At 61.7% G+C, this 26,458-nt stretch carries 32 protein-coding genes and 1 tRNA gene; 3 read left to right on the top strand and 30 right to left on the bottom strand.

From position 1 onward, the window contains the following. Positions 1-43: 43 nt before the first annotated feature. Positions 44-1,015, bottom strand: coding sequence for a DUF4214 domain-containing protein (locus tag FXN63_RS02955; RefSeq protein WP_148812693.1), 972 nt, complete (start codon positions 1,013-1,015; stop codon positions 44-46). Between the two features lie 272 nt (positions 1,016-1,287). Here FXN63_RS02955 and FXN63_RS26680 point away from each other — a divergent pair, with 272 nt between their 5' ends. Next, complete coding sequence (locus FXN63_RS26680; RefSeq protein WP_187395083.1) at positions 1,288-1,446, top strand: hypothetical protein; 159 nt, start codon at positions 1,288-1,290, stop codon at positions 1,444-1,446. A 3-nt stretch (positions 1,447-1,449) separates the two neighbouring features. On the opposite strand, the gene FXN63_RS02950 is transcribed toward FXN63_RS26680, so the two are convergent. The 6 genes from FXN63_RS02950 to petA form a co-directional block, all read right to left on the bottom strand. Next, a tRNA-Thr gene (locus FXN63_RS02950) sits at positions 1,450-1,525 on the bottom strand. Between the two features lie 58 nt (positions 1,526-1,583). Further along, on the bottom strand, positions 1,584-2,114 hold the full coding sequence (locus FXN63_RS02945; protein ID WP_148812691.1) for a ClpXP protease specificity-enhancing factor: 531 nt from the start codon (positions 2,112-2,114) through the stop codon (positions 1,584-1,586). Continuing rightward, the gene (locus FXN63_RS02940; RefSeq protein ID WP_148812689.1) at positions 2,114-2,725 is read right to left on the bottom strand and encodes a glutathione S-transferase N-terminal domain-containing protein; all 612 of its coding nucleotides are present in this window, start codon (positions 2,723-2,725) and stop codon (positions 2,114-2,116) included. Before FXN63_RS02940 ends, FXN63_RS02945 begins: the two co-directional genes overlap by 1 nt. 89 nt (positions 2,726-2,814) lie before the next feature. Next, complete coding sequence (locus FXN63_RS02935) at positions 2,815-3,678, bottom strand: cytochrome c1 (RefSeq protein WP_148812687.1); 864 nt, start codon at positions 3,676-3,678, stop codon at positions 2,815-2,817. Positions 3,679-3,735: 57 nt separating this feature from the next. After that, complete coding sequence (locus FXN63_RS02930) at positions 3,736-5,121, bottom strand: cytochrome b (protein ID WP_148812684.1); 1,386 nt, start codon at positions 5,119-5,121, stop codon at positions 3,736-3,738. Between the two features lie 126 nt (positions 5,122-5,247). Beyond that, complete coding sequence (gene petA, locus FXN63_RS02925) at positions 5,248-5,856, bottom strand: ubiquinol-cytochrome c reductase iron-sulfur subunit (RefSeq protein WP_148812682.1); 609 nt, start codon at positions 5,854-5,856, stop codon at positions 5,248-5,250. A gap of 233 nt (positions 5,857-6,089) precedes the next feature. On the opposite strand from petA, the gene mscL reads away from it, so the two are divergent. After that, positions 6,090-6,554 carry a large conductance mechanosensitive channel protein MscL gene (mscL, locus tag FXN63_RS02920; protein WP_148812680.1) on the top strand — a complete coding sequence of 155 codons (465 nt, stop codon included), beginning with the start codon at positions 6,090-6,092 and terminating at the stop codon, positions 6,552-6,554. Between the two features lie 68 nt (positions 6,555-6,622). Here the strand turns inward: mscL and FXN63_RS02915 are convergent, their stop codons facing one another. Continuing rightward, positions 6,623-7,414 (bottom strand): Nif3-like dinuclear metal center hexameric protein, encoded by a 792-nt coding sequence (locus tag FXN63_RS02915; RefSeq protein WP_148812678.1) that lies wholly within the window; start codon positions 7,412-7,414, stop codon positions 6,623-6,625. A gap of 56 nt (positions 7,415-7,470) precedes the next feature. On the opposite strand from FXN63_RS02915, the gene FXN63_RS02910 reads away from it, so the two are divergent. Further along, entirely contained in the window at positions 7,471-8,637 is a 1,167-nt protein-coding gene (locus tag FXN63_RS02910) for a Do family serine endopeptidase (RefSeq protein WP_148812676.1), read from the top strand. Between the two features lie 162 nt (positions 8,638-8,799). Here FXN63_RS02910 and FXN63_RS02905 read toward each other — a convergent pair whose 3' ends face one another. The 22 genes from FXN63_RS02905 to FXN63_RS02800 all read right to left on the bottom strand — a co-directional run bounded on the left by FXN63_RS02905 (position 8,800) and on the right by FXN63_RS02800 (position 26,447). Next, positions 8,800-9,948: an MFS transporter gene (locus FXN63_RS02905; RefSeq protein ID WP_148812674.1), complete on the bottom strand. Its 1,149-nt coding sequence runs from the start codon at positions 9,946-9,948 to the stop codon at positions 8,800-8,802. Positions 9,949-10,213: 265 nt separating this feature from the next. Further along, on the bottom strand, positions 10,214-10,996 hold the full coding sequence (locus FXN63_RS02895) for an ABC transporter ATP-binding protein (RefSeq protein ID WP_148812672.1): 783 nt from the start codon (positions 10,994-10,996) through the stop codon (positions 10,214-10,216). Next, positions 10,993-12,813 carry a branched-chain amino acid ABC transporter ATP-binding protein/permease gene (locus tag FXN63_RS02890; protein ID WP_222863993.1) on the bottom strand — a complete coding sequence of 607 codons (1,821 nt, stop codon included), beginning with the start codon at positions 12,811-12,813 and terminating at the stop codon, positions 10,993-10,995. Before FXN63_RS02890 ends, FXN63_RS02895 begins: the two co-directional genes overlap by 4 nt. Then, positions 12,810-13,844, bottom strand: a complete 1,035-nt coding sequence (locus FXN63_RS02885; RefSeq protein ID WP_148812670.1) for a branched-chain amino acid ABC transporter permease — start codon at positions 13,842-13,844, stop codon at positions 12,810-12,812. The genes FXN63_RS02890 and FXN63_RS02885 overlap by 4 nt, the downstream gene beginning before the upstream one ends. 163 nt (positions 13,845-14,007) lie before the next feature. After that, the gene (locus tag FXN63_RS02880; protein ID WP_148812668.1) at positions 14,008-15,153 is read right to left on the bottom strand and encodes an ABC transporter substrate-binding protein; all 1,146 of its coding nucleotides are present in this window, start codon (positions 15,151-15,153) and stop codon (positions 14,008-14,010) included. Positions 15,154-15,289: 136 nt separating this feature from the next. Then, positions 15,290-16,048 carry a twin-arginine translocase subunit TatC gene (tatC, locus tag FXN63_RS02875; RefSeq protein ID WP_148812666.1) on the bottom strand — a complete coding sequence of 253 codons (759 nt, stop codon included), beginning with the start codon at positions 16,046-16,048 and terminating at the stop codon, positions 15,290-15,292. Positions 16,049-16,145: 97 nt separating this feature from the next. Further along, positions 16,146-16,706 carry a Sec-independent protein translocase protein TatB gene (gene tatB, locus FXN63_RS02870; protein ID WP_148812664.1) on the bottom strand — a complete coding sequence of 187 codons (561 nt, stop codon included), beginning with the start codon at positions 16,704-16,706 and terminating at the stop codon, positions 16,146-16,148. 99 nt (positions 16,707-16,805) lie between these two features. After that, a complete protein-coding gene (gene tatA / locus FXN63_RS02865) occupies positions 16,806-17,039 on the bottom strand; it encodes a Sec-independent protein translocase subunit TatA (RefSeq protein WP_148812662.1) in 234 nt (77 codons plus the stop codon). Between the two features lie 66 nt (positions 17,040-17,105). Beyond that, on the bottom strand, positions 17,106-17,459 hold the full coding sequence (locus FXN63_RS02860) for a histidine triad nucleotide-binding protein (RefSeq protein ID WP_148812660.1): 354 nt from the start codon (positions 17,457-17,459) through the stop codon (positions 17,106-17,108). Next, positions 17,459-17,830: a phosphoribosyl-ATP diphosphatase gene (locus tag FXN63_RS02855; RefSeq protein WP_148812658.1), complete on the bottom strand. Its 372-nt coding sequence runs from the start codon at positions 17,828-17,830 to the stop codon at positions 17,459-17,461. The genes FXN63_RS02860 and FXN63_RS02855 overlap by 1 nt, the downstream gene beginning before the upstream one ends. Next, positions 17,827-18,246 (bottom strand): phosphoribosyl-AMP cyclohydrolase, encoded by a 420-nt coding sequence (gene hisI, locus FXN63_RS02850; RefSeq protein WP_148812656.1) that lies wholly within the window; start codon positions 18,244-18,246, stop codon positions 17,827-17,829. The genes FXN63_RS02855 and hisI overlap by 4 nt, the downstream gene beginning before the upstream one ends. Further along, positions 18,246-19,070, bottom strand: coding sequence for an imidazole glycerol phosphate synthase subunit HisF (hisF, locus tag FXN63_RS02845; protein ID WP_148812654.1), 825 nt, complete (start codon positions 19,068-19,070; stop codon positions 18,246-18,248). The genes hisI and hisF overlap by 1 nt, the downstream gene beginning before the upstream one ends. Next, entirely contained in the window at positions 19,067-19,810 is a 744-nt protein-coding gene (gene hisA / locus FXN63_RS02840) for a 1-(5-phosphoribosyl)-5-[(5-phosphoribosylamino)methylideneamino]imidazole-4-carboxamide isomerase (RefSeq protein WP_148812652.1), read from the bottom strand. The genes hisF and hisA overlap by 4 nt, the downstream gene beginning before the upstream one ends. Positions 19,811-19,853: 43 nt before the next feature. After that, positions 19,854-20,486 carry an imidazole glycerol phosphate synthase subunit HisH gene (gene hisH / locus FXN63_RS02835; protein WP_148812649.1) on the bottom strand — a complete coding sequence of 211 codons (633 nt, stop codon included), beginning with the start codon at positions 20,484-20,486 and terminating at the stop codon, positions 19,854-19,856. After that, positions 20,486-21,073 carry an imidazoleglycerol-phosphate dehydratase HisB gene (gene hisB, locus FXN63_RS02830; protein WP_148812647.1) on the bottom strand — a complete coding sequence of 196 codons (588 nt, stop codon included), beginning with the start codon at positions 21,071-21,073 and terminating at the stop codon, positions 20,486-20,488. Before hisB ends, hisH begins: the two co-directional genes overlap by 1 nt. Positions 21,074-21,075: 2 nt before the next feature. Next, positions 21,076-22,434, bottom strand: a complete 1,359-nt coding sequence (gene hisD / locus FXN63_RS02825; RefSeq protein WP_148812645.1) for a histidinol dehydrogenase — start codon at positions 22,432-22,434, stop codon at positions 21,076-21,078. 100 nt (positions 22,435-22,534) lie between these two features. Then, entirely contained in the window at positions 22,535-23,224 is a 690-nt protein-coding gene (hisG, locus tag FXN63_RS02820; RefSeq protein WP_148812643.1) for an ATP phosphoribosyltransferase, read from the bottom strand. Further along, positions 23,221-23,397 carry a hypothetical protein gene (locus FXN63_RS26675; RefSeq protein WP_187395082.1) on the bottom strand — a complete coding sequence of 59 codons (177 nt, stop codon included), beginning with the start codon at positions 23,395-23,397 and terminating at the stop codon, positions 23,221-23,223. Before FXN63_RS26675 ends, hisG begins: the two co-directional genes overlap by 4 nt. Beyond that, entirely contained in the window at positions 23,397-23,648 is a 252-nt protein-coding gene (locus tag FXN63_RS02815; RefSeq protein WP_148812641.1) for a BolA family protein, read from the bottom strand. Before FXN63_RS02815 ends, FXN63_RS26675 begins: the two co-directional genes overlap by 1 nt. Positions 23,649-23,699: 51 nt before the next feature. Continuing rightward, the gene (locus tag FXN63_RS02810) at positions 23,700-24,479 is read right to left on the bottom strand and encodes an ABC transporter permease (protein ID WP_148818866.1); all 780 of its coding nucleotides are present in this window, start codon (positions 24,477-24,479) and stop codon (positions 23,700-23,702) included. 71 nt (positions 24,480-24,550) lie between these two features. Continuing rightward, complete coding sequence (locus tag FXN63_RS02805) at positions 24,551-25,540, bottom strand: ABC transporter ATP-binding protein (RefSeq protein WP_148812639.1); 990 nt, start codon at positions 25,538-25,540, stop codon at positions 24,551-24,553. 229 nt (positions 25,541-25,769) lie between these two features. Beyond that, positions 25,770-26,447, bottom strand: a complete 678-nt coding sequence (locus FXN63_RS02800) for an MlaC/ttg2D family ABC transporter substrate-binding protein (protein WP_246165015.1) — start codon at positions 26,445-26,447, stop codon at positions 25,770-25,772. Positions 26,448-26,458 lie beyond the last annotated feature (11 nt).

Here is a 26,458-nt window from a genome sequence, read left to right as displayed (position 1 = left end):
GTGGTACCACGCGCACGGCACGCGGTACGCCGTGGGTCCTTGCTTATCCGACCCAGGTCTCGTACTGAATGCCATTCTGAATGGCACCGATGACGCCTTGCTGGTTCTCGATCGACTCTGAGAAATTCACGAGCACCTGGGCTCGGCTTGAGCCGCTGTTGAGTGCATTCACCCAGAAATCCGAACCGGCCTGGTCGGGTGCGCGATTCAGGACGTTCTGGTACAGGGCCGTCACGTAATCACGTTGCGTCATATCGTCGCCATAACGTGATTTGAACTCCGGGCTTGCCAGGAAGGAATTTGCGACCGAAAGCAGGCTGATGTTGTGATCAAGCCCGTTGATCCAGAAGCCAAGCCCCTTTGCGTCAGGAGCACGATCGAAGGCAGCTTCGTAAAGGCGATATGCCTTGCCGGCGTTTCCGTTGATATCCGTCGCAATCGTGATGTCGTCGAAGCGGAAGCGTTCCACGCCTACGTATTTGCGTTCAGCCTGACCGACCTGCTGAAGCGTGACGGTTTCCCCGTTGATGCTCAGGTTATGGCCTGCGCGCAGTCCTTTCACGGTGATCGTATCGAGTCCGGCTGTGCCGAAGTGCGGTCCGACAACGGGCATGGTATCGACGTCTTCAAAGACGGCGACCATTGCGAAGGCATTGTCGCCAGACCCTTGCATCCAGGCAGCATCAATATAATAGTCACCTGTGTAGCTCGGGATGAAGTTCACGATCATGTCCGTGCCCGGATCGCCAAGCCCCTGATCCATACGGAGCAATTTTCCGCTTGAATCGTGCAACGAGAGGTCCCATGGGTCGCGATAGCTGATCGAGGCAATGCCGTAGGTGGCGTCTTTTTGAAGCGTAATCACGAAAATGTCGCCCTGGAACACCACCCTTTCTTGGGTATAGTAATTCGCAGCATTATCCCAACCGCTATCAGCGGACGACGACTCGTATGGGACTAAGTTGAGACGAATAGCGCTTTCTATGTCCCGCGCGGAAAGTGAGCTGAAGGCCATTTTCTAATTCAAATAGATGATGTTCGATTATGCAAGCTGACAGCCTTTAGGACAGGCTTAAATCATCAGCAAAACACCGGGGACCCGGGAACATACTGGGACCGAACTTCGGCCGTCAAGCGTTCGCATGCACGAATTAAAATATCAACAAGATACGTGTCATTTATAAAGACATTAATAACGCCAGTAAGGCAAAAAATGCCTGAAACCCAATCCAGGATGATTCAAGATAGTCTGCAGGCAGACTGAATCAAGCGCTGGCGATAGCGTCAATGTCGGATCACATCAACGCGGAACTGCCGAGATCAGCAAAACGTGGCATGGCCCAAGCAGGGAACAACAAAGCAAGGAACGACAAAGCCAAGCAGCGTTCGCCGCACTGGCAAGCCAAACGCAAAAAGGCCAACCCCGAAGGGCTGGCCTTTTCTTAATTCTGGTGCCGGAGAAAGGAATCGAACCCTCGACCTTCTCATTACAAGTGAGCTGCTCTACCAACTGAGCTACACCGGCAAGCCCCGCATTCTAGATCAAACTGCGAAAAGACAGAAATGACCCATCAGGCGGCCTGTTACTTGATGACCTTGAGCTGCGGTCGACCACGCTCGGGCGGGGTCGGCGGCGGGGTTTCCGGGCCGTCTGGATCGGGGGGTGTCTCGGCGACACCCGTGGATTCAGCCGACGGAACCGCTGCCAGACCGGGACGCTTGCCGCCGGCTGACTCGCTGCTTTCTGGCGCTGACGCGACCGGAGCCGCATCACGAGCCGGGGTATCCGGCTCTTCCGCCATGGGCGTGGCTTCGAACGCCATGCCTTGACCGGTTTCACGCGCGTAAATGGCAGTGACGGCGTCGATCGGCACGGAAATCTGCCGGGCGACACCACCGAAACGCGCCTGGAACTCGACAAATTCGTTGCCGAGTTCAAGCTTGTAAGTTGCCAGCGATCCCACGTTCAGGACGATCTCGCCGTCCTTGATGTGTTCGCGCGGCACCACCGTGCGTGCATCCACGGTGACCGTCAGGAACGGCGTGTAGCCGTTGTCGGTGCACCATTCGTGCAATGCACGGATCAGGTATGGCTTGGTTGATGTTTCGCTCATCAGCGACGCATGACCTTTTCAGACGGCGTGAGTGCTTCGATGTAGGCCGGACGCGAAAAGATGCGCTCGGCGTACTTTTGCAGCGGTGCCGCGTTTTTGGGCAGTTCGATACCGTAGTGATCCAGGCGCCACAGCAACGGCGCAATGGCGACGTCGAGCATCGAGAACTCTTCGCCCAGCATGAACTTGTTCTTCAGGAACATGGGTGCCAGTTGCGCCAGACGGTCGCGAATCTGGGCACGTGCCACGTCCAGGGCCTTTTCGTCGCTCTTCGCGCTGCGCGATTCGAGCGTCGTCACGTGGACGAACAGCTCTTTTTCGAAGTTGAACAGGAACAGGCGTGCACGCGCGCGCATCACCGGATCAGCCGGCATCAGTTGCGGATGCGGGAAGCGCTCGTCGATGTACTCGTTGATGATGTTCGATTCGTACAGGATCAAGTCACGTTCGACCAGGATCGGCACCTGACCGTACGGGTTCATCACAGCGATATCTTCGGGCTTGTTGTAGAGATCAACATCGCGAATCTCGAAATCCATGCCTTTCTCGAACAGCACAAAACGGCAGCGCTGCGAGAACGGGCACGTGGTTCCGGAATAAAGCACCATCATCGCGGGGACCCCCAATAAGTGACGATATAAGTATGAAAGGCCAGACCCGACGGATGCCAGGTCTGGCCTGCAGCAAGAGCAGAGAAAAACTACTTGATGTCTTTCCAGAACACCGCGTTCAAGCGCCACGCGATGACGGCAAAGATGGCAAGAAAGAGCAGCACCCACACGCCGAGACGCGTGCGCTCGCGTTGGGCAGGTTCGGCAATATAAGACATGAAGGCGACCAAGTCACCGACATCATTGTTGAACGCCGCCGTACGGACAGGATCTTTCGAGCTGAATTGCGCATCGAAGCGCTCGCCGCCCATGTAACCGGTCAGCGCTTCGGTCTTGCTGGTCGCAATTCCGTTCACATCATAAACCGTCGTGACTTTTTCCCAAGCCTTGCCATGACCGGCAGCGGGTTTGGCACCTTCTTCCGCGTGTGCCGGATGGATGGTGGTGGTGGTCAGTTCACGCGGGCCTTGGCGTTCCCACAGCACGTGGGGCATGCCCACATTCGGGAACACCAGGTTGTTCCAACCCGTGGCTTTGCTGGCGTCGCGGTAGTAGCCGCGCAGGTAGGTGTACAGGTAGTCGGCACCGGTACCGGCATGCGAGGACTTCGCGCGGGCAATGACCGAGAGGTCGGGCGGGGTGGCACCGAACCAGGCCTTGCCGTCTTTCGGCGTCATCGCGATGGTCATCAGGTCACCGACTTTTTCGCCGGTAAACAACAGATTGTCGCGAATCTGCACATCGGTCAGACCGATGTCCTTCAGGCGGTTGTAGCGCATTGAACTGGCACTGTGGCAGTTCAGGCAGTAGTTGACGAACAATCGCGCGCCGTTTTGCAGGGCGACGAGGTTGTTGATGCGGTCAGGCGCGCGTTCCAGCGGGAACCCGCCTTCGGCAGCACAGGCCAGCGAGCTGGACAGCATCAGCACGAGGGCACCGAGAAGCTTCTTCATCTTGATATCCGTAGAGTCTTGTCCGACAGGGGCAGCACCGCTGCCCCCACCCGTGTCTCAGTGAGCGGAAAACGTCACGCGGTCCGGCACCGGCTTGAAGGTGCCGACGCGGCTCCACAAGGGCATCAGCAGGAAGAACGCGAGATACAGCATGGTTCCGATCTGCGACACGAGGTTGCCGACGTCGCTGGGCGGTTGCACACCCAGGTAGCCCAGGATCAGGAAGTTGATCGCGAACACCAGGTAGACCGCCTTGTGCCAGGTCGGGCGATAGCGAATCGACTTGACCGGCGAGTGATCGAGCCAGGGCAGGAAGAACAGGATCACGACGGTACCGCCCATGATCACCACGCCCCAGAACTTGGCATCGAAGACACGCAGCAGCACGGCGACGACCAGCAGCGCCAGCACGATGCCGAGCCTGATCTTCGGTGCGAAGCGCGTACGCAGTCCGATGTAGATCGCACCCAGCACGGCCGAGGCGGCCAGCACCCAGGTGAACACGTCGGTGGTCGCGCGCAACATCGAGTAGAACGGCGTGAAGTACCAGACCGGGGCGATGTGCGGCGGCGTCTTCAGCGAATCGGCCGGGATGAAGTTGTTGTACTCAAGGAAGTAGCCGCCCATTTCCGGCGCGAAGAACAGGATCGCGCTGAAGATCATCAGGAAGATCGACACGCCGAAGATGTCGTGCACCGTGTAGTACGGGTGGAACGGGATGCCGTCCAGCGGACGACCCAGCGCGTCTTTCTTTTCCTTGATTTCCACGCCGTCGGGATTCAGCGAACCGACTTCGTGCAGCGCGACGATGTGCGCCACCACCAGGCCAAGCAGCACCAGCGGCACGGCAATCACGTGGAAGGAGAAGAAGCGGTTCAGCGTGGCGTCCGACACCACGTAGTCACCACGGATCAGCAGGGCAAGGTCAGGGCCGACGAAGGGGATTGCGGCGAACAGGTTCACGATCACCTGGGCACCCCAATACGACATCTGGCCCCAGGGCAGCAGGTAGCCCATGAAGGCCTCGGCCATCAGACAGAGGAAGATGGCAACGCCGAAGATCCACACCAGTTCGCGCGGTTTGCGGTACGAACCGTACATCAGGCCGCGGGCCATGTGCAGGTAGACGACCACGAAGAACATGGATGCGCCGGTGGAGTGCATGTAGCGCACCAGCCAGCCCCACGGAACCTCGCGCATGATGTATTCGACCGACTGGAATGCGCGTTCTGCGTCGGGTTTGTAGTGCATCACCAGGAAAATGCCGGTGACGATCTGGATGACCAGGACCAGCAACGCCAACGATCCGAAGATGTACCAGAAGTTGAAATTCTTCGGTGCATAGTATTCGGACAGATGCGCTTTCCACGTCGAGGTGGCCGGGAAGCGGGCGTCTACCCAGCCCAGCAGACCCGTGGTCTCGACTTTCTTCTCGCCAGCCATGACTTCCTGCTCCTATTGCGGCGGTTCGGATCGGCGGGATCAGGTAGCGATTGCATGCCTGCCCAGCCGGAACGTCTTTCTAATTGTCGTGATGACACAAAGCCCGGCGAACCGGGCACATGCACATCAGGCTTTGTTGTTTTCGTCCACACCGACCAGGATCTTGGTCTCGGAGAGGTATTGGTGCGGCGGAATCGTCAGGTTGTCTGGAGCTGGCTTGTTTTTGTACACCCGACCGGCGACGTCGAAGGTGGAGCCGTGACAGGGGCAGAGGAAACCGCCATGCCAGTCGGCCGGCAGGCCGGTTTGCGCACCCGGTGCCATGCGCGCCGTTGGCGAGCAGCCAAGGTGCGGACAGATGCCGACGGCAACCAGATATTCGGGCTTGCGCGAGCGCCATTGGTTCGACGCGTATTCGGGGGTGATTTCGCCGGGGCTGCGCAGCGATTTCGGATCGGCGACTTCGCTTTCGGTAGCTTTGAGGCTTTCAATCTGTTCCGGCGAGCGGCGCAGAATCCATACCGGATTGCCACGCCATTCGACGGTGCGGATTTCACCGACCGCCATGCCGGCGATGTCGGCTTCGACCGGCGCGCCAGCGGCTTTCGCACGCTCGGAAGGCGCAAAGGTGCTGACGAACGGCACGGCGACGCCAGCCGCTGCCACCCCGCCAGCCACGCAGGTAGTGCCCACCCAGAAACGACGGGAAGCGTCTACCGGATTGTCCTGATTCATTTACAAGTCCTCAAGTACATCGGTGCAGGCCCACGACGGTCTGGGGGCAGCTTGCGCCGGATTATAGCGTACAGCCCACGCTCACCCGGAACTTTTGCCGCCCTTGATTGTCGCGCTGCCCGACAAACCCCGATGTAGATACGAAAATTAACGTCGCGCCCGCGGATCGTACGTTGTGCGTCGGTATCATCGTTTGATCCACATCACTACAACCACCACCTGGAGCACTCGACATGGGCGTATTAAAAGAATTTCGCGACTTCGCCGTACGTGGCAACGTCATTGACCTGGCCGTCGGTGTGATCATCGGTGCCGCATTCGGCAAGATCGTCGACTCGCTGGTTCGTGACATCGTCATGCCGGTCGTCAACGTATTGGTCGGTGGCTTCGACTTCACCAACAAGTTCTACGTATTACGAGAACCGGCTAACTACACAGGGGCTTACACCTACGATGCGCTGACCAAGGCAGGGGCAACCGTATTTGCATACGGCAACTTCGTCACGATACTGATCAACTTCATCCTTTTGGCATTCGTGATTTTCTGGATGGTAAAGTTGGTAAATCGCGCTAAGGGGAAATTGGACCCGGCTGCAAAAGGCCCGGCCGAGGACATCGTCTTGCTTCGCGAGATCCGCGATGAGCTGAAAAAGAAGCCGGTTGTCACCACGCCGCCTGCTGTCGGCAGCGACGTCTGACAGGAAATTAAACCGGATCGCGGCAGGCACCGGCATGTTGCCGGTGCCATATGTTGGCAAACCCGTGCTCAGGCAGGGTTATCGATATCGACGAACTCTACTGGCACCCCGAAGCGCCGCTGCACCGCCTCACCGAGTGCTTTCACACCATAGCGTTCGGTGGCGTGGTGACCTGCACTGATGAATCCTACCCCCGATTCACGTGCCAGGTGCACGGTGGGTTCTGACACCTCACCCGTAATGAACGCATCGGCGCCCGCGTCGATCGCCTGCTGCAACATGCCTTGCGCGGCCCCGGTGCACCACGCGACGCGCCCGATGGGTTTGTCCGGGTCGCCAATCACCAACGGCACGCGCGCGAGCCTTTCTTCGATGCGCGTGGCCAGTTGCCCCAGGGTATTGAGCCCCGGCGCAGAGCCGACCCAGATCAAATCGTTGTCACCAACACACACTGGACCGTCGGCCGTCATGGCCGGAGCCAGGCCGATGACCTGCGCCAGCTGCGCGTTGTTGCCCCAACGCGGGTGGGCATCCAGCGGCAGGTGGTAGGCAAGCAGGTTGATGTCGTGTTTCAGCAAGAGCGCCAGCCGCGTGCGGCGGATGCCGACCACGCGCGGGTCTTCATTTTTCCAGAACCAGCCGTGGTGAACCAGGATGGCATTGGCACGACGGGCAATCGCTTCATGGATCAATGCCTCGGACGCGGTCACGCCGGACACGATGCGGCGGATCTCGGCGCTGCCGGATACCTGCAATCCGTTTGGACAGTAGTCCTTGAAACGGGTGGATTGCAGCTCGACGGCCAGCCAATTGGTCAAATCTGTCGTTCGAACGGTCGCAAAGACGCCGTCAGTTTGCATAGTGCTCACTTCCCCTGCCATGATTGCCTTTCTTGTGTTTCCGGTCACTGCTTTCCATGCGCCGACTCTGGCTGATCTTCGCCCAGACCACAACGGTCTGTCTGGCGATTTTATTCATCGTTGCAACCCTTCGGCCGGAATGGCTGCCGCAACGCACGGCCGGTGGCCTGACGCTGGTGCCTTTGCTTGAGGCACCGCCAGCCGGCCCTGCCAGCCCTGCTGTGGCGTCGTATGCCGACGCGACACGCAAAGCTGCGCCTGCGGTGGTCAACGTGTTCACCAGCAAAGAGGTGCGCGTTCCCAGCCACCCGTTTGCCGACGACCCGGTGTTTCGCCGCTTTTTTGGTGACGATTCATCTTCGCGCCGCCAGCAGACGTCCAGCCTGGGTTCGGGTGTGATCGTCAGTGCCGAAGGATACGTGCTGACCAATAATCACGTGATCGAATCGGCCGATCAGATCGAGATTGCGCTGGCGGACGGCCGCAAGGCACCCGCCACCCTGGTCGGTGCCGACCCTGAAACCGATCTGGCGGTACTGAAGCTGACCTTGCCCAACCTGCCTGCAATTACGTTCGGCCGGGCTGAAGACCTGTCGGTGGGTGACGTGGTGCTGGCAATCGGCAATCCCTTTGGTGTGGGGCAGACCACCACCATGGGCATTGTGTCGGCGCTGGGCCGCACGCATCTGAATATCAATACCTTCGAGAACTTTATCCAGACCGACGCCGCGATCAACCCGGGCAACTCGGGCGGCGCGCTGATCGATGCGCGCGGTACGCTGGTGGGGATCAATACCGCCATCTATTCGCGTTCGGGTGGTTCGCTGGGTATCGGCTTTGCGATTCCGGTCAGCACCGCACGTCAGGTGATGGAGCAGCTGATTACGTCTGGCGGCGTCACGCGCGGTTATATCGGCGTGGAACCGCAAGATGTCACACCGGAACTGGCCGATGCCTTCAAGCTGTCGCGCAAGGATGGAGTGATCATCGCGGGGGTGGTGCGTGGCGGCCCGGCTGCACGCGCCGGCATTCGCACCGGTGACATCGTGACCGAGGTGGATGGCACCTCGATCACGGATACGACCACCATGCTGAATCTGATTGCGCAATTGCCGCCGGGCCGCGAAATCGTGCTGAAGCTGGCACGGGCGAATCAGCAGCTGGAGATCAAGTTGCAGGTGGCGACCCGCCCACGCCCGCAGCGTGAAGGTGCAACGGAATAAGACGCCAGTTTTGGCGTGATGACTGCGGCCTGACGTTGCGTGGGCTTGGTTGGTGATTGGGTGTTGGTGATTGGGTGTTGGTGATTGAGTGTTGGTGATTGAGTTGGCGCTGATCTACTTGCTCAGCGTCGCTCACCGATCAATCAGCCCTCAATCAGCCAATCAATCAGATTCGGTCGGCAGCACCGGCGGCTTATCCCGGGTGGTGGCAAGCGCGGCGGCCGCCACCAGAATCGCCGCTCCGCCATACAGCAGCAAGGCTGGGGTGATGGGCAAGAGCAGCCCGGCCAGCAGCGGGCCTACGCCGCCGCCGATATCACGCCACAAGGATCGGGCCACCAGTGCCTCCACCCTGCCCGGCCCCGGATAACGGCGCGCCACGATGGGTGGCATCAGCGGCAGTTGCAGTGCGCGCAACACCATGATCACGGCGGCGCTCCAGAACCACCCAGCCCCGAAGCCGATCAATGCCACCGCGCTGGCCAATGACAACCACACCAGCATGCGTTCGGGACTGAGCCGATCGGCAATCGCCCCGCCCAAGGGGCCAAGCAGAATTTCGGCCACGTAGCGCAAGGCCATCAATGCGCCGGCTGCCAGCACGGCATGTTCTTGCATCGCGCTTTGGGCGAAGACCGACAGGCCGATGATGAACAGGCCGTCGAGCGCCACGCCTTCCATGAAGGACCAGAGATCCAGGCTGTTGGGTTTGCCGAAACGACGCATGGGCAGCGGCTTGGGGGCCTTGGCCGCACGCACCGGCAGGTAGCGGGTAAAGAACAGGCCACTGAGTGCAAACGCGCTCAATACAAAGAAGATCGGGCGCGGACCTGCCCACATGGTCATGGCGGCACCCAATGGCAAGGCCAGCATCGAACCCAGTGCGATGACTGCCCGCGATTTGCCGGTTCGATGCCCGGAACCCACCAGGTCCGCAGTGGCCAAGGCTTGGGTTGACAGGTTGAGTGCGCCGAAGCACAGCCCCCAGACCAGCCGGGCGATCAACAACATCCAGAAACCGGACGCCGTCGCGTAGATCAGCCCGCAACACGAGGCGGCGATGACGGCAATGGTGCAGGTGGGCGCATCGCCACGCTCGGCGTAGAAGCGGGCGACCCGGCCGTAACCGACGATACGCACGATGCGATTGGCTGCCAGCAGAAGCCCTGCCTGCACAAGTGTCACGCCGAATTCGGCGGCGAACATCGGCAGCAGCAGGTAAAGCAAGGTATCTGCGGGAGTGGCAACGCCCATGGCGATAGCCGCCCGGCGCGCGTTGAGGTCGGTCAAGCGCAAAGATGAGGCAGGCATCCTGTCATGGTGAACCTCATGACAGTGCGGTGACAACCCATAAACATGGGCATGTTTATATGTGTCGCCTTCGCGGTACGAACCGGGATGTTTTTAAGGCTGGCGAAAGAAGCGGGGATGCACTTCCCTCGCCAAACAGACCAAAAGCAATAAGCCGATCGGCTTGCTTGGCTTGCTTGGCTTGCTTGGCTTGCTTGGCTTGCTTGGCTTGCTTGGCTTGCTTGGCTTGCTTGGACGCCCGCCCCGGGCTTGCGTCCCGCTGGGCTTATTCCGCCTTCACCCCGTGACCACCGCCCAGACCAAGATAACTCTCGATCACGCGCGGGTCATCGGCCAACTGCGATGCGGGGCCGGACAGCACGGACTCGCCGGTTTCCAGCACGTAAGCGTAATCGGCCACGTGCAGCGCCGCGCGGGCGTTCTGTTCCACCAGCAGAATCGACACGCCCCGGGCGCGAAGTTCAACGATGATCTGGAAGATTTCCTTCACGATGCGTGGTGCCAGACCCAGCGAAGGCTCGTCCAGCATCAGCAGGCGGGGCTTGGCCATCAGCGCGCGGCCGACTGCCAGCATCTGGCGTTCGCCACCGGACAAGGTGCCCGCGATCTGCTTGCGGCGGTCACGCAGGCGCGGGAACAGCGCAAACACTTCTTCCATTGATGCGGCATGGTCGCGCAAGCCACTGCGATAGCGCTGGAAAGCGCCCAGCACCAGGTTGTCCTCGACGCTCATCTCACCGAACAATTCGCGCTTTTCGGGCACCAGGTTCATGCCCATCGCGACCATCTGTTCGATTTCCGGGCGCGGCACGTCCTGGCCTGCGAAGGTGACGCTGCCGCGCGAGGGCAGCACACCCATGATGGCCGACAGCAGCGTGGTCTTGCCCGCGCCGTTGGGGCCGATCACGGTCACGATCGAACCTGCCGGCACGGTCAAGCTGACTTGGTGCAGGGCCTCGACTTTGCCGTAGGACACGCTCAGGTCACGCACTTCAAGCAAGGTCTCGCCTACCGGAACGGCAGCCGGCTGGGTTGCACGCGCCATCATTCCAGTCCTCCCAAATAGGCTTCGAGCACGCGCGGATCGCGCTGGATCTGCTCGGGCAAGCCTTCGGCAATGCGTTCGCCGAATTCCATGACCACCACGCGATCTGCCAGGCCCATCACGAAGTCCATGTCGTGTTCCACCAGCAGGATCGCCAGGCCTTCCGCGCGCAGCTTTTTCAGCGTCGCGGCCAGTTCCTGTTTTTCGAAGTAACGCAGACCGGCTGCGGGTTCGTCCAACAGCATCAGGCAGGGGTCGGCGCACAGGGCACGGGCGATTTCGAGAATACGTTGCTTGCCCAGCGGCAAGGAACCCGCTGCGTCGTGCAGATGTTCACCCAGGCCTACGCGTTCAAGCTGGCGGGCGGCTTCGGCCAGCAGACGACGCTCTTGCGCGCGGTCCAGGCGCAGCGCGCCGCCGAACAGGCCACCCAGCAGACCGCGACGTTCGCGCAAGTGCGCGCCGATCGCCACGTTGTCGAGCACGCTCATGGTCGGCAACAGGCGCACATGCTGGAAGGTGCGGGACAGGCCCAGGCTGGCAATGCGACGCGCGCCCTTGCCCACCACGTCTTCACCCAGGAAACGCACGCGGCCGGCGGTCGGTTCCAGCACCCCCGACAGCAGGTTGAACATGGTGCTTTTGCCGGCACCGTTGGGGCCGATCAGCGCCAGCACTTCACCGGCGCGTACCGACAGGCTCATGTCCTTGTTGGCAACCAGGCCACCGAACTGCTTGGTGACGCCTTCGGCTTCCAGCACGATGCTGCCGCGCTCGGGCTTTGCCCGTTGTGCAAGCGGCTCGGCCGAGGTGTCCACCGCCACCGGGTCGGCACGAACCGGCACCAGCCGGGCCAGTGCGGGCCACAGCCCGTCGCGTGCACGTTGCAGCATGACCACCAGCAGCACCCCGAACACGATCACTTCAAAGTTGCCGGACGCCCCAAACAGGCGCGGCAACAGGTCTTGCAGGTATTGCTTGAGCAGCGTCACCACACCCGCACCCAGCAAGGCTCCCCACACGTGGGATGCGCCGCCGATCACCGCCATGAACAGGTATTCGATGCCGATGTTCAGGTTGAAGGGCGTGGGATTCACGAAGCGCTGCATGTGCGCATACAGCCAGCCAGACATGCTGGCCATCAGGGCAGCGATCACGAAGATCGCCATGCGCTGGCGGGCGGTATCCACACCCATGGATTCCGCCATCACCATGCCGCCTTTCAGCGCACGGATGGCACGACCTTCACGCGAATCCAGCAGGTTCTTCAACAACCAGACGGCCAGCAGCAAGACCAGCCAGATCAGGAAATAGATCTGGCGTCCGCCCGCCAGGCTTTGGCCGAATACCGAGATTGCCGGAATGCCGGACAGGCCGGTGTGGCCGCCCAAAAACGCCAGCGTGCCGAACAGGAAATACAGGCTCAGGCCCCAGGCGATGGTGCCCAGCGGCAGGAAGTGGCCCGACAGACGCAAGGTGATTGCGCCCAGGAAACCCGCGATGGTGCCGGTGACCAGCAAACCGGCCAACAGACCCATCCACGGCGAACCCCCTGCCCAGGCCAGCCAGGTAGGCAAGTCGGCGGAAGTAGACAGCCAGGCCGAGGTGTAAGCACCCAGACCGACAAAGGCTGCCTGACCGAACGAGGTCAGCCCCCCTACCCCGGTCAGCAGCACCAGGCCGAGTGCCACCAGCGCATACAGGCCGATGTAGTTCAGCAGCGTGATGGTGAATTCGGACAACACGAATGGTGCTGCGGCAAGCATTACCACCGCAGCACTGACCAGCCAGACCGGACGAATCAGACCCTTGCGCATCATTCTTCCTCCACCTGGCGTGAGGTGAGCGAACGCCAGACGAGCACGGGAATGATCAGCGTGAACACAATGACTTCTTTGTAGGCGCTGGCCCAGAACGAGGAGAAGGATTCCAGCAAGCCCACCAGCAGTGCGCCGGCCGCAGCAATCGGGTAGCTGCCGAGGCCACCGATGATGGCCCCCACAAAGCCCTTCAGACCGATCAGGAAGCCGGTGTCGTAGTAGATGGTGGTGATCGGCGCGATCAGGATGCCGGAGAAGGCACCGATCAAGGCGCACAACAGGAAACTCAGGCGGCCGGCCATGCTGGTGGGAATGCCCATCAGACGTGCACCGGCACGGTTCACGGCCGTGGCGCGCAACGCCTTGCCGTAGAAGGTACGTTCAAAGAAGAAATACAAGGCGGCGATCAGCGCCAGCGAGCAACCCACCACCCACAAGGTCTGGGCATTAATGGTGAAGCCACCCAGCGTGATGCTGCCATCGGAGAACGGCGGCGTGCGCGAGCCTTCGGCACCAAAGAACAGCAGGCCGATACCAACCAGCGCCAGGTGAACGGCAACCGAGACAATCAGCAGCGTCAGCACCGAGGCTTCGGCCAGCGGCTGGAAAGCCAGACGCCACACCATCGGGCCGAGCGGCACGATCATCAGCAGGGCGAACACGATCTGCACCACCAGCGGCAGCGTGTCCCACGGAAGATAGCGGGCGGCCGCGTAGACCAACCCGGGATACAGCAGGTTCCAGCCGAGCGTGGCCGGGAAACGACGCCAGTCTGCATTGCGCGCACAGGTGACTGCCTCGACCAGTGTCACCGCCACCCCACCGATCAGCAGCAGCCACACAGTACCTGGCAGCTTGCCGGTCTGCAGCGCGGCCAAGGTCAGTGCGCCCCAGGCAACAAACTCGCCCTGCGGGATGAAGATCACCCGCGTGACGGTGAAAGCCAGGACCAGGGTCAGGGCAAGCAACGCATAGATGGCACCGTTGGTGACACCATCTTGCGTAAGGAACAAAGCTATCTGGACGTCCATGTTTCTTCCGGTTCTGCGCAAACGGCCGGCGTCCCGGATGGGGAATGCCGGCCGTCTGGGGGCCGTCTACGAGGCCGTTTTGGGCCGTCTTGGCACCACTATTGCAGGCCAAACGAAAACACGCCGCACCCAGGCAACTCGCCCGGGTGCGGCGTGTCGGGTCTTACTTGACCAGCTTCCAGGTGCCGTTTTCGATCGTGACCATCACTCGCGAGCGATTGTCCAGACCGACGTGGTCGGTCGGCGACAGGGTGAAGATGCCGTGGGCACCGGCAACATCCTTGTTGGCTTCCAGCGCATCACGCAGGGCGGCGCGGAACTCCGGGGTGCCCGGCTTGCCTTTCTTCAGTGCCACCGGGATGGCAGCCTGGATCAGCTTGCCGGCGTCCCAGGCGTGACCGCCGAAGGTGGAGACGCCCTTGCCGTGTGCGGCTTCATACTTCTGCACGTATTCCAGCGCCGACTTCTTCACCGGGTTGCTGTCAGGCAGTTGGTCGGCAACCAGCACCGGGCCAGCCGGCAGGAAGGTGCCTTCGACGTCCTTGCCGCCTACGCGCAGGAAGTCGTTGTTGGCCACGCCGTGGGTCTGGTAGTACTTGCCGGCGTAGCCGCGCTCTTTCAGCGTGCGCTGCGGCAGTGCGGCCGGCGTACCGGCTGCGCCCACCAGCACCGCGTCGGGCTTGCCCGACATGATCTTCAGCACTTGGCCGGTCACCGAGGTGTCGGTACGGTTGTAGCGCTCGTTCGACACCGTCTTGATGCCGGCGGCTTCAGCAGCCTTCACGAATTCGTTGTACCAGCCTTCGCCGTAGGCGTCGGCAAAGCCGATGAAACCAACGGTCTTCACGCCGCCGGCCTTCATGTGTTCGACAATCGCGCTGGCCATCTGCGCATCATTTTGCGGGGTCTTGAAGGCCCAGCGCTTGTTGCCTTCGGCGGGCTGCACGATGACAGCCGATGCAGCCATCGAGATCAGCGGCGTGCCGGTTTCGGCAGCCACGTCGGTCATGGCCAGCGAGCTGGGCGTGACGGTCGAACCGATCACCACGTCAACCTTGTCTTCGCTGGTCAGCTTGCGGATGTTCTTGACGGCCGTGGTGGTGTCGGTCGCGTCGTCGAGAATGATGTATTCGACTTTCTCGCCACCGATGGTGGTGGGCAGCAGCGCGAATACATTCTTCTCGGGGATGCCGAGCGACGCGGCCGGGCCGGTTGCCGACAGGACCACGCCGACCTTGATGTCAGCGTGTGCGGCAAAGGCGGTGGCGACGAGCGCAAGCCCGACGGCCAGCTTGGGTAGGTGGTACATGAGGCTCTCCTGTTGAGGCGCGCGCGTCTTGTCGCGCTTTTATCGTGTGCTGATCGGGTTTGTGTCGTGTGCGTAGTACGTACTGGCAGCGCCTGTCATCGATCAGGCGCTGCGGTGGGCGACGATATCAGACTTATCAGCCTTCTTTCGAGATGTCGGTACTGTCGCTTTCCCTGTCTCGCGGCTCGATGAAGCGGCCGATCAACAGACCCAGCTCGTACAGCAGCACCAGCGGCACGGCCAGCATGAACTGGCTGACGATGTCGGGCGGGGTAACGACCGCGGCAATGATGAAGGCACCCACGATGACGTAGCCCCGCGCAGCGCGCAGTTTTTCCAGCGTCACCAGACCGGTTTTCAGCAGCAACACCACGGCCACCGGCACCTCGAAAGTGATGCCGAACGCCAGGAACATGGTCATTACGAAGCCCAGATAGGCCTCGATGTCCGGTGCCGGCGTGATCGACTGTGGCGCGAATTCAGAAATGAAGTGGAAAACCGTCTTGAATACGAAGAAGTAGCAAAAGCCCATGCCTGCGATGAACAGCAGCGTGCTGGAGATGATCAGCGGCATCGCCAGGCGCTTTTCATGCAGATACAGGCCGGGGGCCACAAAGGCCCAGGCCTGATACAGCACCACAGGCAGTGAGATCACGAAAGCGGCCAGCATGGTCACCTTGACCGGCACCATGAACGGCGTGATCACCCCGGTGGCGATCATGCGGGTGCCTGGCGGCAAGGTGGCCAGCATCGGGGCAGCCAGCAAGTCGTAGATGAACGATGCGCCCGGCCAGATGAAGAGCACGATGAATACGGCAACCACCGCGCCCACGGCTTTGATCAAGCGGGACCGGAGTTCGACCAGATGCGAAATGAAACTATCTTCTTGGCTCACGGCCGTCCAGGGGTCAGGGGTTGCGAAGCGAGATCGAAAAAGGCGAGATCGAAAAAACGGATCGGGATGTAGGTATCAGGACGAACGTAGGACAAACTCAGGACAAGCGATCCGGGCCGATTGCAGTGCGGTCGCGCAGCGCGCGTGCCATGACGTCGGCCGCACTGGCGCGCGCGGGCAAGGCATGCGAAGTGCCGGGGACGACGGGTGGCAGGCTGTGCGAGGCAGGCGATGCGTGCGATGCAGATACGCTTGCAGGCGAATGGATGGTGGGTGCCGGCTCATGCAGCTCGGGGCGCGGCACCACTTCACCAATCGAACTGGCATCGGTCGTGACCGTGCCATCCTTGCCCAGATCGTTGACCGAGGACTCGATGGAGCGAGCCGTGTCTTCGACCTTGGACTGGAAATCATTGACCCCGGTCGCCACGCTGGTTTCGAAGGAACGCGCGGTGGCTTCCATCTCGGTGCGCATCTTGCGCAACTCATCCAGCTCGAATTCGCGCTGAATGTCGCCCTTCACGTCGCTGACGTAACGCTGCGCACGGCCGAGCAGGTGGCCCACTGTTTTCGCCACTTTGGGCAGGCGTTCAGGGCCGATGACCACCAGGGCCACGACACCAACCACCATCAGCTCGGAAAATCCGACATCAAACATGCAGCGCGCCGATAAAGACTAGAACGGAAAAAACACCTGAATCGTGCCCAGGCGGGCAAAAGGCAGGCGCGCCGCGCGTATGCGGGCACGCCAACCCGATCAACGCGGGGTCTTTTCCTTGGCCTCGACGTCAATGGTCTCGCCAGCGACACGCTTGGAGTCGACCGTCGAACCTGCGGGCGAAACCGAATCGCCGCCTTCTTTCACGCCGTCCTTGAAGCCCTTGACCGCGCCCCCCAGGTCGGAACCCAGATTCTTCAGTTTCTTGGTGCCGAAAATCAGGACCACGACCAGAAGGACGATGAGCCAGTGCCAGATGCTGAAGCTACCCATTTCAAACTCCGTGCCTTGCGGCGATAAACGTGTGTCCCGCCGGCTGCGCCGACGGCAAATGTTGGTTCAGATCTTCCAGGGACGCGGACCGCCCAGCACATGGAAATGCAGGTGTCCGACTTCCTGGCCGCCTTCTTTGCCGCTATTGGCAATAAGCCGGAAGCCACCTTCCGGCCCCGGGCGACATCCCTGCTCCGACGCCAGGCGCGGAATCAGCGACATCATTCTACCCAACAGCGGTCCATCCTCGGGCGCAAGCGTCTGCATCGATTCGATGTGACGCTTGGGGATCACCAGAAAATGCACCGGGGCGGCGGGGTTGATGTCGTGAAAGGCCAGGAACTCCTCGTCTTCATGGACTTTCTTCGAGGGAATCTTGCCCTCGATGATCTTGCAGAAAATGCAATCCGCGTGACTCATCACACTCCTTGTGCCGGTTGAGCACGCGCTCCATCAGGACCGCGCGCAGCTTTTTCAGTCAGGCCCGACAAACCTTCGCGGCGTGCCAATTCTTCCAGAACCTGTTCGGGACGCAGACCATAATGGGTCAGCATGACGAGACAGTGAAACCACAGGTCGGCGGTTTCCGACACGATTTTGTCGGTCTCGCCGTCTTTGGCGGCCATGACCGTTTCAGTGGCTTCTTCACCGATCTTCTTCAGGATCGAATCGGGTGCCTTGGCCAGCAGCTTCGCCACGTAGGACGTGCTGGGATCGGCACCACGACGCGACTCAAGCGTATCGGCAACCCGTGCCAGCACGGTGCCCAGGTCAAGCGGGGATTGGCTCATTTGTAGATGTGTTCGGGGTCTTTGAGGACCGGGTCGGTGGTGACCCAGGTGGTCTGGCCGTCGACGGTCTGCAGCTTCCGGTAGAAGCAGCGCTCGCGCCCCGTATGACAGGCAATGCCGCCAATCTGTTCGATGCGCAGCAAGACCACGTCACCGTCGCAATCGAGCCGGACTTCGCGCACTTTCTGCACGTGACCCGACTCTTCGCCCTTGCGCCACAGGCGCTTGCGCGAACGCGACCAGTAAGTGGCGTTGCCGGTGGCCAGCGTTTCGGCCAGCGATTCGCGATTCATGAACGCGAACATCACCACCTTGTTGGTCAGGACTTCCTGGGCGATGGCGGGCACCAAGCCATTCTCGTCATACAGAATGCTGTCGAGCCACTCGCCGGTATCGGCGCTGCTGGTGGTATCCATCAGTCGTCCAGGCGCACGGCAATGCCGCGTGCCGCCATGTGGCGCTTGGCTTCCTGCACGGTATGTTGGCCGTAGTGGAAGATGCTGGCGGCCAGCACGGCGTCGGCACGACCGTCGATCACGCCATTGGCCAGATCGTCGAGCGAACCCACGCCACCGGACGCGATCACCGGAATCGGCACGGCTTGGGACACGCCACGCGTCAGCGCCAGGTCGAAGCCCGACTTGGTGCCGTCGCGGTCCATGCTGGTCAGCAGGATTTCGCCTGCGCCGAGCGAGGCCATGCGGGCTGCCCATTCGATGGCATCCAGCCCGGTGCGGTTACGGCCACCGTGCGTGAACACTTCCCAGCGCGGGGTTTCGCCATCGGCAGACACGCGCTTGGCGTCGATGGCGACGACCAGGCACTGCGAACCGAAGTAGCCCGAAATTTCGCCGACCAGGTCCGGGTTGTTCACCGCAGACGTGTTGACTGAAATCTTGTCGGCACCGGCATTCAGCAGGCGACGAACGTCTGCCAGCTGACGCACACCACCGCCCACGGTCAGCGGAATGAAGACCTGCGAAGCCACCTGTTCGATCACCGACAGGATGATGTCGCGCTGGTCGCTGGTGGCGGTGATGTCGAGGAAGGTGAGTTCATCGGCACCTTGCGCGTCGTAACGACGAGCGACTTCGACCGGGTCGCCTGCGTCCATCAGGTTGACGAAGTTGACGCCCTTCACCACCCGGCCTGCGGTCACATCCAGGCAGGGGATGATGCGGCGGGTCAGGCCGCCGCGATTGCCGGCCTTGGCGGCCGACGTGTCTGCCACAGCCGTCATGCGGGCCTCAGTTCGTCGGCGCGCGCTTGTGCGGCGACGAAGTCCAGCGTGCCTTCGTAGATGCTGCGGCCCAGAATCGCGCCCGACACGCCTTCGTCTTCGACGGCGCACAGGTTGTCGATGTCGCGCAGGTCGGCAATGCCGCCCGAGGCGATCACGGGGATACGCACGTGCTGGGCCAGGCGAACCGTGGCTTCGATGTTCACGCCCGAGAGCATGCCGTCACGGCCGATGTCGGTGTAGATGATCTCGTTGCAGCCGTAGTCTTCGAACTTCTTGCCCAGGTCGACCACGTCGTGGCCGGTGAGCTTGCTCCAGCCGTCAGTAGCAACCTTGCCGTCCTTGGCGTCCAGGCCGACGATGATCTGGCCGGGGAAGGCGCTGCAGGCGTCATGCAGGAAACCGGGGTTCTTCACTGCAGCGGTGCCGATGATGACGTAGGAGATACCGCCGTCCAGATAACGCTCGATGGTGTCCAGGTCACGGATACCGCCGCCGATCTGCACCGGGATGTCGTCGCCGACCGCGGCCACGATGGCCTTGATCGAGGCCTGGTTCAGCGGCTTGCCTGCAACCGCACCATTCAGATCGACCAGATGAAGCCGGCGCGCACCGCGCGACAGCCACAGTTCTGCCATGGCAGCGGGGTCTTCCGAGAAAACGGTAGCGTCGTCGAGATCGCCCTGGCGCAAACGCACGCAGCGGCCGTCCTTGAGATCAATCGCGGGAATGAGGAGCATGGTGAATCAGTGAAAACGGTTGGGGACCCTGGCCGAAAACCGGTCAGGGGTTCCAGTGCACGAAGTTGCGGTAGATCTGAAGACCCAGTGCGGCACTCTTCTCAGGATGGAACTGGGTCGCGAAGATGTTATCCCTGGCTACCGCGCAGGTAAAGGCAAGGCCGTAATCGGTTTCTCCGGCGGTCAGGGCCGGATCGGTCGGTGCGGCGTAATAACTGTGCACGAAATAGAAGTAGGCATTGTCCGGCACGCCGGCCCACAAGGGGTGGGACTGCGTCTGACGCACGCGGTTCCATCCCATCTGCGGGACTTTCAGGCGCTCGGTGCCTTCGAAGGATTCGCCAGCGAAACGGCGCACTTCACCGGGGAAAATACCCAGACCATCGGTCGGGCCTTCTTCACTGCGATCAAACAGCATCTGTTCCCCGACGCACACGCCCAGCAAGGGCTTGTTGCGCGCAGCCGTCATGACCGCTTCGCGCAGTCCGGATTCGTCCAGGTGGCGCATGCAGTCGCGCATGGCACCCTGCCCCGGGAACACGATTCGATCGGCGGCGGCCAAGTCGGCCACGTTGCCCGTGATCTGTACACGCGCTTCCGGCGCCACGTGCTCGATGGCACGCGCCACCGAGCGCAGATTGCCCATGCCGTAATCGACGATGGCAACAACGGTCATTACAGAACTCCCTTGGTCGAGGGAATGGTGTTGCCGGCACGCGGATCGACTTCCACCGCCATGCGAAGCGCGCGGCCGAAGGCCTTGAACACGGTTTCGCACTGGTGGTGGGCATTCACGCCGCGCAGGTTATCGATGTGCAGGGTGACCTGCGCGTGATTCACGAAGCCACGGAAGAATTCCTGCGTCAGATCGACGTCGAACTGGCCGATCATGGCGCGAGTGAAGGGCACGTGGAATTCCAGACCCGGACGGCCCGAGAAATCGACCACGACGCGCGACAGCGCTTCGTCCAGCGGCACATAGGCGTGGCCGTAACGACGCAGACCGGCCTTGTCGCCAACCGCTTTGGCAAACGCCATGCCCAGCGTGATGCCGACATCTTCCACCGTGTGGTGCGAGTCGATGTGGAGATCGCCGTCCGCATGGATGTCGAGGTCGATCATGCCGTGACGGGCGATCTGGTCAAGCATGTGGTCGAGGAAAGGCACACCGGTGGCCAGGGTCTGGCGGCCGGTGCCATCGAGATTGATCGCGACGCGGATCTTGGTCTCGTTGGTATTGCGGGTGATCTCGGCAGTACGCATCGTCAGGTCCGGGAAGTGTCGGTAGAAACAGCGGTGGAATCGGTGGTGGTGGCGTCAGCACCGGTATCGAGCCGGTATTCGGCGCTGCGAGCATGGGCAGCCAGGCCCTCGCCGTAAGCCAGTTCGGCAGCCAGTTTGCCCAGCGTCTGGGCACCCTGGGCGGACACCTGGATCAGGCTGGAACGCTTCTGGAAATCATAGACGCCCAGCGGCGACGAGAACCGTGCGGTGCGCGAAGTCGGCAGCACGTGATTCGGGCCTGCACAGTAGTCGCCCAGCGATTCCGAGCTGTAGCGACCCATGAAAATCGCGCCGGCATGGCGGATCTTGTCAGCCCAGCGCTCGGGTTCGCGGGTGGAAATTTCCAGGTGCTCGGCCGCGATGTTGTTGGCGATCTCGCAAGCTTCATCCAGGTCACGCACCTGAATCAGCGCGCCGCGATTGGCCAGGCTGGTACGGATGATGTCGGCGCGCGGCATGGTCGGCAGCAGACGTGCAATCGAGGACTCGACCTCGGCCAGGTAGTCGGCGTCCGGGCACAGCAGAATGGCTTGGGCCAATTCGTCGTGCTCGGCCTGCGAGAACAAGTCCATGGCGATCCAGTCGGCCGGCGTGTGGCCGTCACAGATCACCAGGATTTCGCTGGGGCCGGCGATCATGTCGATGCCGACCGTGCCGTACACGCGGCGCTTGGCGGCCGCCACAAACGCATTGCCGGGGCCGACGATCTTATCGACGGCCGGGATAGTGGCGGTGCCGTAGGCCAGTGCCGCCACGCCTTGTGCGCCGCCAATAGCGATGGCACGGTCGACGCCCGCAATGGCGGCAGCAGCCAACACCATCTGGTTACGCGTGCCATCGGGCGTGGGCGTGACCATGACGATTTCCTGCACACCCGCCACCTTGGCCGGGATCGCGTTCATCAGCAGCGACGACGGATAAGCAGCCTTGCCACCGGGCACATACAGGCCCACGCGGTCCAGCGGCGTGACCTTCTGGCCCAGCACCGTGCCGTCGGCCTCGGTGTAGGTCCAGGTCTCGGCGCGCTGGTGTTCGTGATAGCTGCGGATGCGCGCGGCGGCGGCTTCCAGCGCGTCGCGCTGGGCGGCGGGCAAGGCATCCAGTGCCGCCAGCCATTCGCTGCGCGGAATTTCCAGCGCGGTGATGTCGGCGGGCTGGTGACGGTCGAAACGGCGCGTGTATTCCAGCACGGCGGCGTCACCGCGGGTGCGCACGTCGGTCAGGATGTCGGCAACGGTACGCTCGATGGCGGCGTCTTCGCCGGCTTCGAAGGCCAGCAATGCGGTCAATTGCGCCCGGAATTCAGGACTGCGGGTGTCCAGTCGATTGATCAGAGACATGATCGGCCTTGACGAAATGGGGTGCAGGCGGCGCAGCCACTGGGCTGCGCCCGGATATTTAGCCTCAAGTTCAGACTCAAGTTCAGGCTGGGGCGCACACTCAGGCGCTGGCCTGGCTGGCGCGCGAAAACGCGTCGAGCAAAGGCTGCAATTGGTGTCGCCGCGTCTTGAGCGCCGCCTGATTGACCACCAGGCGCGAGGAGATATCCACGATGTCTTCGACCACCGTCAGATTATTCGCACGCAGGGTACCGCCTGTCGACACCAGATCGACAATCGCATCGGCCAGTCCGACCAGCGGTGCCAGCTCCATCGAGCCATACAGCTTGATCAAGTCCACGTGCACGCCCTTGGCGGCAAAGTGCTGGCGTGCTGCTTCCACGTACTTGGTGGCGATGCGCAGGCGCGCGCCACGGCGCACGGCGTTTTCGTAATCGAAGCCCACCGGCGCAGCCACGCACAGGCGGCACTTGCCGATGTTCAGGTCGATCGGCTGATACAGGCCACCAGGGTGCTCGATCACGTGTTCGTCCAGCACGTCTTTGCCGGCCACGCCCAGATCGGCCGCGCCGTACTGAACATAGGTGGGGACGTCGGACGCGCGAACAATGATGATGCGCAGGCCAGGATCGCTGGTCGGCAGAATCAGCTTGCGCGAGGTTTCCGGGCTTTCGGTCACCGTGATGCCGGCTGCGTCGAGCAGCGGCAGGGTTTCGTCGAAGATCCGGCCCTTGGACAGGGCCAGCGTGATCGGTGCGCCGCTGACGGCGCTATTCAGGGGACTGCTCATGCCGGGGCTCCGGTCTGGGTAACACGGCAGATGCCTGCGCCTGCCTGCAAGCGCGGGGCATTCGTGCGTTCGTACCCACGATCAAGAAGAGAAATGCGCTTCACCGAGGTCATGTCATCGACCGCAAGGCCGACGTTGACCGGGCCGGCCAAAGCGCGCAAGCCGGTTGCCATCAGGCTTTCGCCTGGAACTCGGCCGGGGTCAGGGTGCGCATCGACAGCGCATGGATTTCAGCGCGCATGCGGTCACCCAGCGCGGCGTAGACCAGTTGATGGCGCTGGATCAGGCGCTTGCCTTCGAAGGCGCTGCTGACGATGGTGGCCTGGAAATGCTGGCCATCGCCGTCGACGTCGAGGTGTTCACAGGACAGGCCGTCGGCGATGTATTGCCTGACCTGGTCAGGCGTGGGATATGGCGTGCTCATGGCAGTTTCAGTGACAGCAGTTGCAGTGACGAGAAAGTCAGTGACAGGAGTTCAGTGACGAAGCTTGTAGCCGGAGGCGAGCAGACGCAGCGCGATCACTGCCAGCAGCAGGAAGCTGCCCAGCACCACCGCGAGGCTGTGCCAGGGAGAAACGTCTGCGGTACCGAAGAAACCGTAGCGGAAACCGTCGATCGTGTAGAAGAACGGGTTCCAGTGCGAGACCTGCTGCCAGAACGTCGGCAGGGAATGAATGGAGTAGAACACACCGGACAGGAAGGTTGCCGGCATGATCAGGAAGTTCTGGAATGCGGCCAGCTGATCGAACTTTTCAGCCCAGATGCCGGCGATCAGGCCCAGCGTGCCCAACAAGGCACTGCCCAGCACCGCAAACACGATGATCCACAGCGGTGCCTGGATGTTGATGCGCACAAAGAACAGCGTCACCAGGAACACGCCCAGCCCCACCGCCAGGCCACGTGCCACGGACGCCAGCACATAGGCGCTGAACATCTGCCAGTGGGTGATCGGCGGCAGCAGCATGAACACCAGATTGCCGGTGATGCGGCTCTGGATCAGCGAAGACGAGGCATTGGAGAACGCGTTCTGCAACAGGCTCATCATCACCAGCCCGGGCACCAGGAAGGCGGTGTAGCCGATTTCACCGTAGACGGTGACACGGCCTTCCAGCACGTGCGCGAAGATCAGCAGGTACAGCAAGGCCGTGATGACCGGTGCAGTCACCGTCTGGAAACCCACCTTCCAGAAGCGCAGCATTTCCTTGTAGAACAGCGTGCGGAAACCCGAGCCGCCCGCGTTCGGGCTGGCGATCATGGGTGCGGAACCGGCATCGGCCGATTGCAGGGAAGTGGGTTTGCTTGAAGTCGGGTTGGAAGAAGTAGCCATTACGCACACTCCGGGAAGCGCGCGGCAGACGGCGTGACGTTGTTCATGATTCCTACGAATGCTTCTTCAAGGTCGGCACGTTGGACCTCGATATCTTCAATGATGCCGCCCGCCGCCCGCACCTGGGCCAGCAGGATTTCAAGCTCGTCCACGGAGTCCAGGCGCAAGCTGGTACGCGAACCGTCGTGTTCCAGCACTCGGGCATCCAGCGCGGCATTGCGGCCAGCCGGCCAGCCATGTGCCAGCCGCAGCGTCATGCGCGCACCGCCTACATTGGCAAGCAAGGCCGCCGTGGTGTCGAGCGCCACGATCTTGCCACGCTTGAGCATCGCAATACGCCCGCACAGGGCTTCGGCTTCTTCCAGATAGTGCGTGGTCAGCAAGATCGTGTGACCTTGCTTGTTCAGACGCGAAATGAATTGCCACAAAGTACGGCGCAGATCGACGTCGACGCCCGCCGTGGGCTCGTCCAGCACGATGACCGGCGGGCGATGCACCAGCGCCTGCGCCACCAGCACACGACGCTTCATGCCGCCCGACAAGGCGCGGGTGTTCACGTTGGCCTTGTCCTGCAAGTCCAGGTTCACCAGGATTTCGTCGATCCAATCGTCGTTCTTGTGCAGGCCGAAGTAACCAGACTGGATACGCAGCGTTTCACGCACCGTGAAGAACGGATCGAACACCAGTTCCTGTGGCACCACGCCCAGGGCGCGGCGGGCGTCGCGAAAACCGTCGACCACGTCGTGACCGCAGATGCGCACACGCCCGGCCGTCGGACGCGCCAGGCCGGCAAGAATAGAGATAAGCGAGGTCTTTCCCGCCCCGTTTGGCCCGAGCAGACCGAAGAATTCGCCGGGCTGGATGGTCAGGCTGACATCATCGAGAGCCTGAAAACCGGGAGCCGGGGTACTTTGTCTCAGCCGCGACCACAGGGACGGACGCGAGGTATAGACCTTGGAGACGTGCTCGATACAGACAGCAGCTTGCATGGGGGGCCGACGCCTGACCGCAACAAAAAGGCGGAACGACGAATCGGTGGGGGAGCGGAGGATTGACGATTATAAGCGCCGCGGCCCGATCTACCTTGTGAAAGGTAGATCGGGCCGGGAATGAGGGGTGGCAGCGTGGGCCGCCTGCGACGCCAGCGCAGGGCCGGCGTCGATTCAGACTATCAGGCTTAAGACTTTCGACCTAAGACTGCTGGCCTGAAGGTTCTGATTACAGACCCGACTGGCGATTGCGATCGGCCAGCGTCTTGATCAGACCGTCGAAGCCCTTTTGCGAGATTTCCTGCGAGAACTGGTTACGGTAATTCTGGATCAACCAGACACCCAACACGTTCACGTCGTAAATCTTCCAGGCGTTGTTCTGCATCTTCTCCAGACGGTAATCAACCTGGATCGGCTCGCCGTTGGGCTGATTGATGGTGGTACGAACCACCACGTCGGTGTCAGCCGGCTGGGCACGGAAGGGCAGCATCGTCACGGTGGTCTGCGGACGAACGGCCGAGACGGCACCGCTGTACGTACGAACCAGCGTTGCGCGGAATTCCTTGATCAGCGCTTGCTTCTGTTCGGCCGTGGCATCACGCCAGTGACGGCCGGCCGCCAATTGCGTGGTCTTCTCGAAATTGACGTTCGGCAGAATCTGCTTGTCGACCAGCTGCAAGAGCTTGGGCGCATTGCCGTTCTGGATGTCGGCATCGGCCTTGATCGCGGTCAGCAGGCCGTCGACGGTCTGCTTGACCAGCGCATCGGGGGCTTGCTGAGCGTGAGCCTGCATGGCTGACAGCGAAATTGCCAGACCAGCCATCAAGGTGAACAGGAACATCCAGCCGCGGGCGGCAGGACGCTTGGCAGCCGGAGCGGCTGCCGCGCGATAGTCAGAATATTTCATGGACGCAAACC

The sequence above is a fragment of the Pigmentiphaga aceris genome, from assembly GCF_008119665.1.
Classification (GTDB): domain Bacteria; phylum Pseudomonadota; class Gammaproteobacteria; order Burkholderiales; family Burkholderiaceae_B; genus Pigmentiphaga; species Pigmentiphaga aceris.
The sequence above is the reverse complement of the archived record's forward strand: the minus strand, read 5'-3'. Positions and strand labels throughout refer to the sequence as shown.

Bases quoted from the DNA above. Each gene is read 5' to 3' on its own strand.
- FXN63_RS02955 (WP_148812693.1), bottom strand. From the start codon at position 1,015: ATGGCCTTCAGCTCACTTTCCGCGCGGGACATAGAAAGCGCTATTCGT.
- FXN63_RS26680 (WP_187395083.1), top strand. From the start codon at position 1,288: ATGTCGGATCACATCAACGCGGAACTGCCGAGATCAGCAAAACGTGGC.
- FXN63_RS02945 (WP_148812691.1), bottom strand. From the start codon at position 2,114: ATGAGCGAAACATCAACCAAGCCATACCTGATCCGTGCATTGCACGAA.
- FXN63_RS02940 (WP_148812689.1), bottom strand. From the start codon at position 2,725: ATGATGGTGCTTTATTCCGGAACCACGTGCCCGTTCTCGCAGCGCTGC.
- FXN63_RS02935 (WP_148812687.1), bottom strand. From the start codon at position 3,678: ATGAAGAAGCTTCTCGGTGCCCTCGTGCTGATGCTGTCCAGCTCGCTG.
- FXN63_RS02930 (WP_148812684.1), bottom strand. From the start codon at position 5,121: ATGGCTGGCGAGAAGAAAGTCGAGACCACGGGTCTGCTGGGCTGGGTA.
- petA (WP_148812682.1), bottom strand. From the start codon at position 5,856: ATGAATCAGGACAATCCGGTAGACGCTTCCCGTCGTTTCTGGGTGGGC.
- mscL (WP_148812680.1), top strand. From the start codon at position 6,090: ATGGGCGTATTAAAAGAATTTCGCGACTTCGCCGTACGTGGCAACGTC.
- FXN63_RS02915 (WP_148812678.1), bottom strand. From the start codon at position 7,414: ATGCAAACTGACGGCGTCTTTGCGACCGTTCGAACGACAGATTTGACC.
- FXN63_RS02910 (WP_148812676.1), top strand. From the start codon at position 7,471: ATGCGCCGACTCTGGCTGATCTTCGCCCAGACCACAACGGTCTGTCTG.
- FXN63_RS02905 (WP_148812674.1), bottom strand. From the start codon at position 9,948: ATGCCTGCCTCATCTTTGCGCTTGACCGACCTCAACGCGCGCCGGGCG.
- FXN63_RS02895 (WP_148812672.1), bottom strand. From the start codon at position 10,996: ATGATGGCGCGTGCAACCCAGCCGGCTGCCGTTCCGGTAGGCGAGACC.
- FXN63_RS02890 (WP_222863993.1), bottom strand. From the start codon at position 12,813: ATGATGCGCAAGGGTCTGATTCGTCCGGTCTGGCTGGTCAGTGCTGCG.
- FXN63_RS02885 (WP_148812670.1), bottom strand. From the start codon at position 13,844: ATGGACGTCCAGATAGCTTTGTTCCTTACGCAAGATGGTGTCACCAAC.
- FXN63_RS02880 (WP_148812668.1), bottom strand. From the start codon at position 15,153: ATGTACCACCTACCCAAGCTGGCCGTCGGGCTTGCGCTCGTCGCCACC.
- tatB (WP_148812664.1), bottom strand. From the start codon at position 16,706: ATGTTTGATGTCGGATTTTCCGAGCTGATGGTGGTTGGTGTCGTGGCC.
- tatA (WP_148812662.1), bottom strand. From the start codon at position 17,039: ATGGGTAGCTTCAGCATCTGGCACTGGCTCATCGTCCTTCTGGTCGTG.
- FXN63_RS02860 (WP_148812660.1), bottom strand. From the start codon at position 17,459: ATGAGTCACGCGGATTGCATTTTCTGCAAGATCATCGAGGGCAAGATT.
- FXN63_RS02855 (WP_148812658.1), bottom strand. From the start codon at position 17,830: ATGAGCCAATCCCCGCTTGACCTGGGCACCGTGCTGGCACGGGTTGCC.
- hisI (WP_148812656.1), bottom strand. From the start codon at position 18,246: ATGGATACCACCAGCAGCGCCGATACCGGCGAGTGGCTCGACAGCATT.
- hisF (WP_148812654.1), bottom strand. From the start codon at position 19,070: ATGACGGCTGTGGCAGACACGTCGGCCGCCAAGGCCGGCAATCGCGGC.
- hisA (WP_148812652.1), bottom strand. From the start codon at position 19,810: ATGCTCCTCATTCCCGCGATTGATCTCAAGGACGGCCGCTGCGTGCGT.
- hisH (WP_148812649.1), bottom strand. From the start codon at position 20,486: ATGACCGTTGTTGCCATCGTCGATTACGGCATGGGCAATCTGCGCTCG.
- hisB (WP_148812647.1), bottom strand. From the start codon at position 21,073: ATGCGTACTGCCGAGATCACCCGCAATACCAACGAGACCAAGATCCGC.
- hisD (WP_148812645.1), bottom strand. From the start codon at position 22,434: ATGTCTCTGATCAATCGACTGGACACCCGCAGTCCTGAATTCCGGGCG.
- hisG (WP_148812643.1), bottom strand. From the start codon at position 23,224: ATGAGCAGTCCCCTGAATAGCGCCGTCAGCGGCGCACCGATCACGCTG.
- FXN63_RS26675 (WP_187395082.1), bottom strand. From the start codon at position 23,397: ATGGCAACCGGCTTGCGCGCTTTGGCCGGCCCGGTCAACGTCGGCCTT.
- FXN63_RS02815 (WP_148812641.1), bottom strand. From the start codon at position 23,648: ATGAGCACGCCATATCCCACGCCTGACCAGGTCAGGCAATACATCGCC.
- FXN63_RS02810 (WP_148818866.1), bottom strand. From the start codon at position 24,479: ATGATCGCCAGCCCGAACGCGGGCGGCTCGGGTTTCCGCACGCTGTTC.
- FXN63_RS02805 (WP_148812639.1), bottom strand. From the start codon at position 25,540: ATGCAAGCTGCTGTCTGTATCGAGCACGTCTCCAAGGTCTATACCTCG.
- FXN63_RS02800 (WP_246165015.1), bottom strand. From the start codon at position 26,447: ATGAAATATTCTGACTATCGCGCGGCAGCCGCTCCGGCTGCCAAGCGT.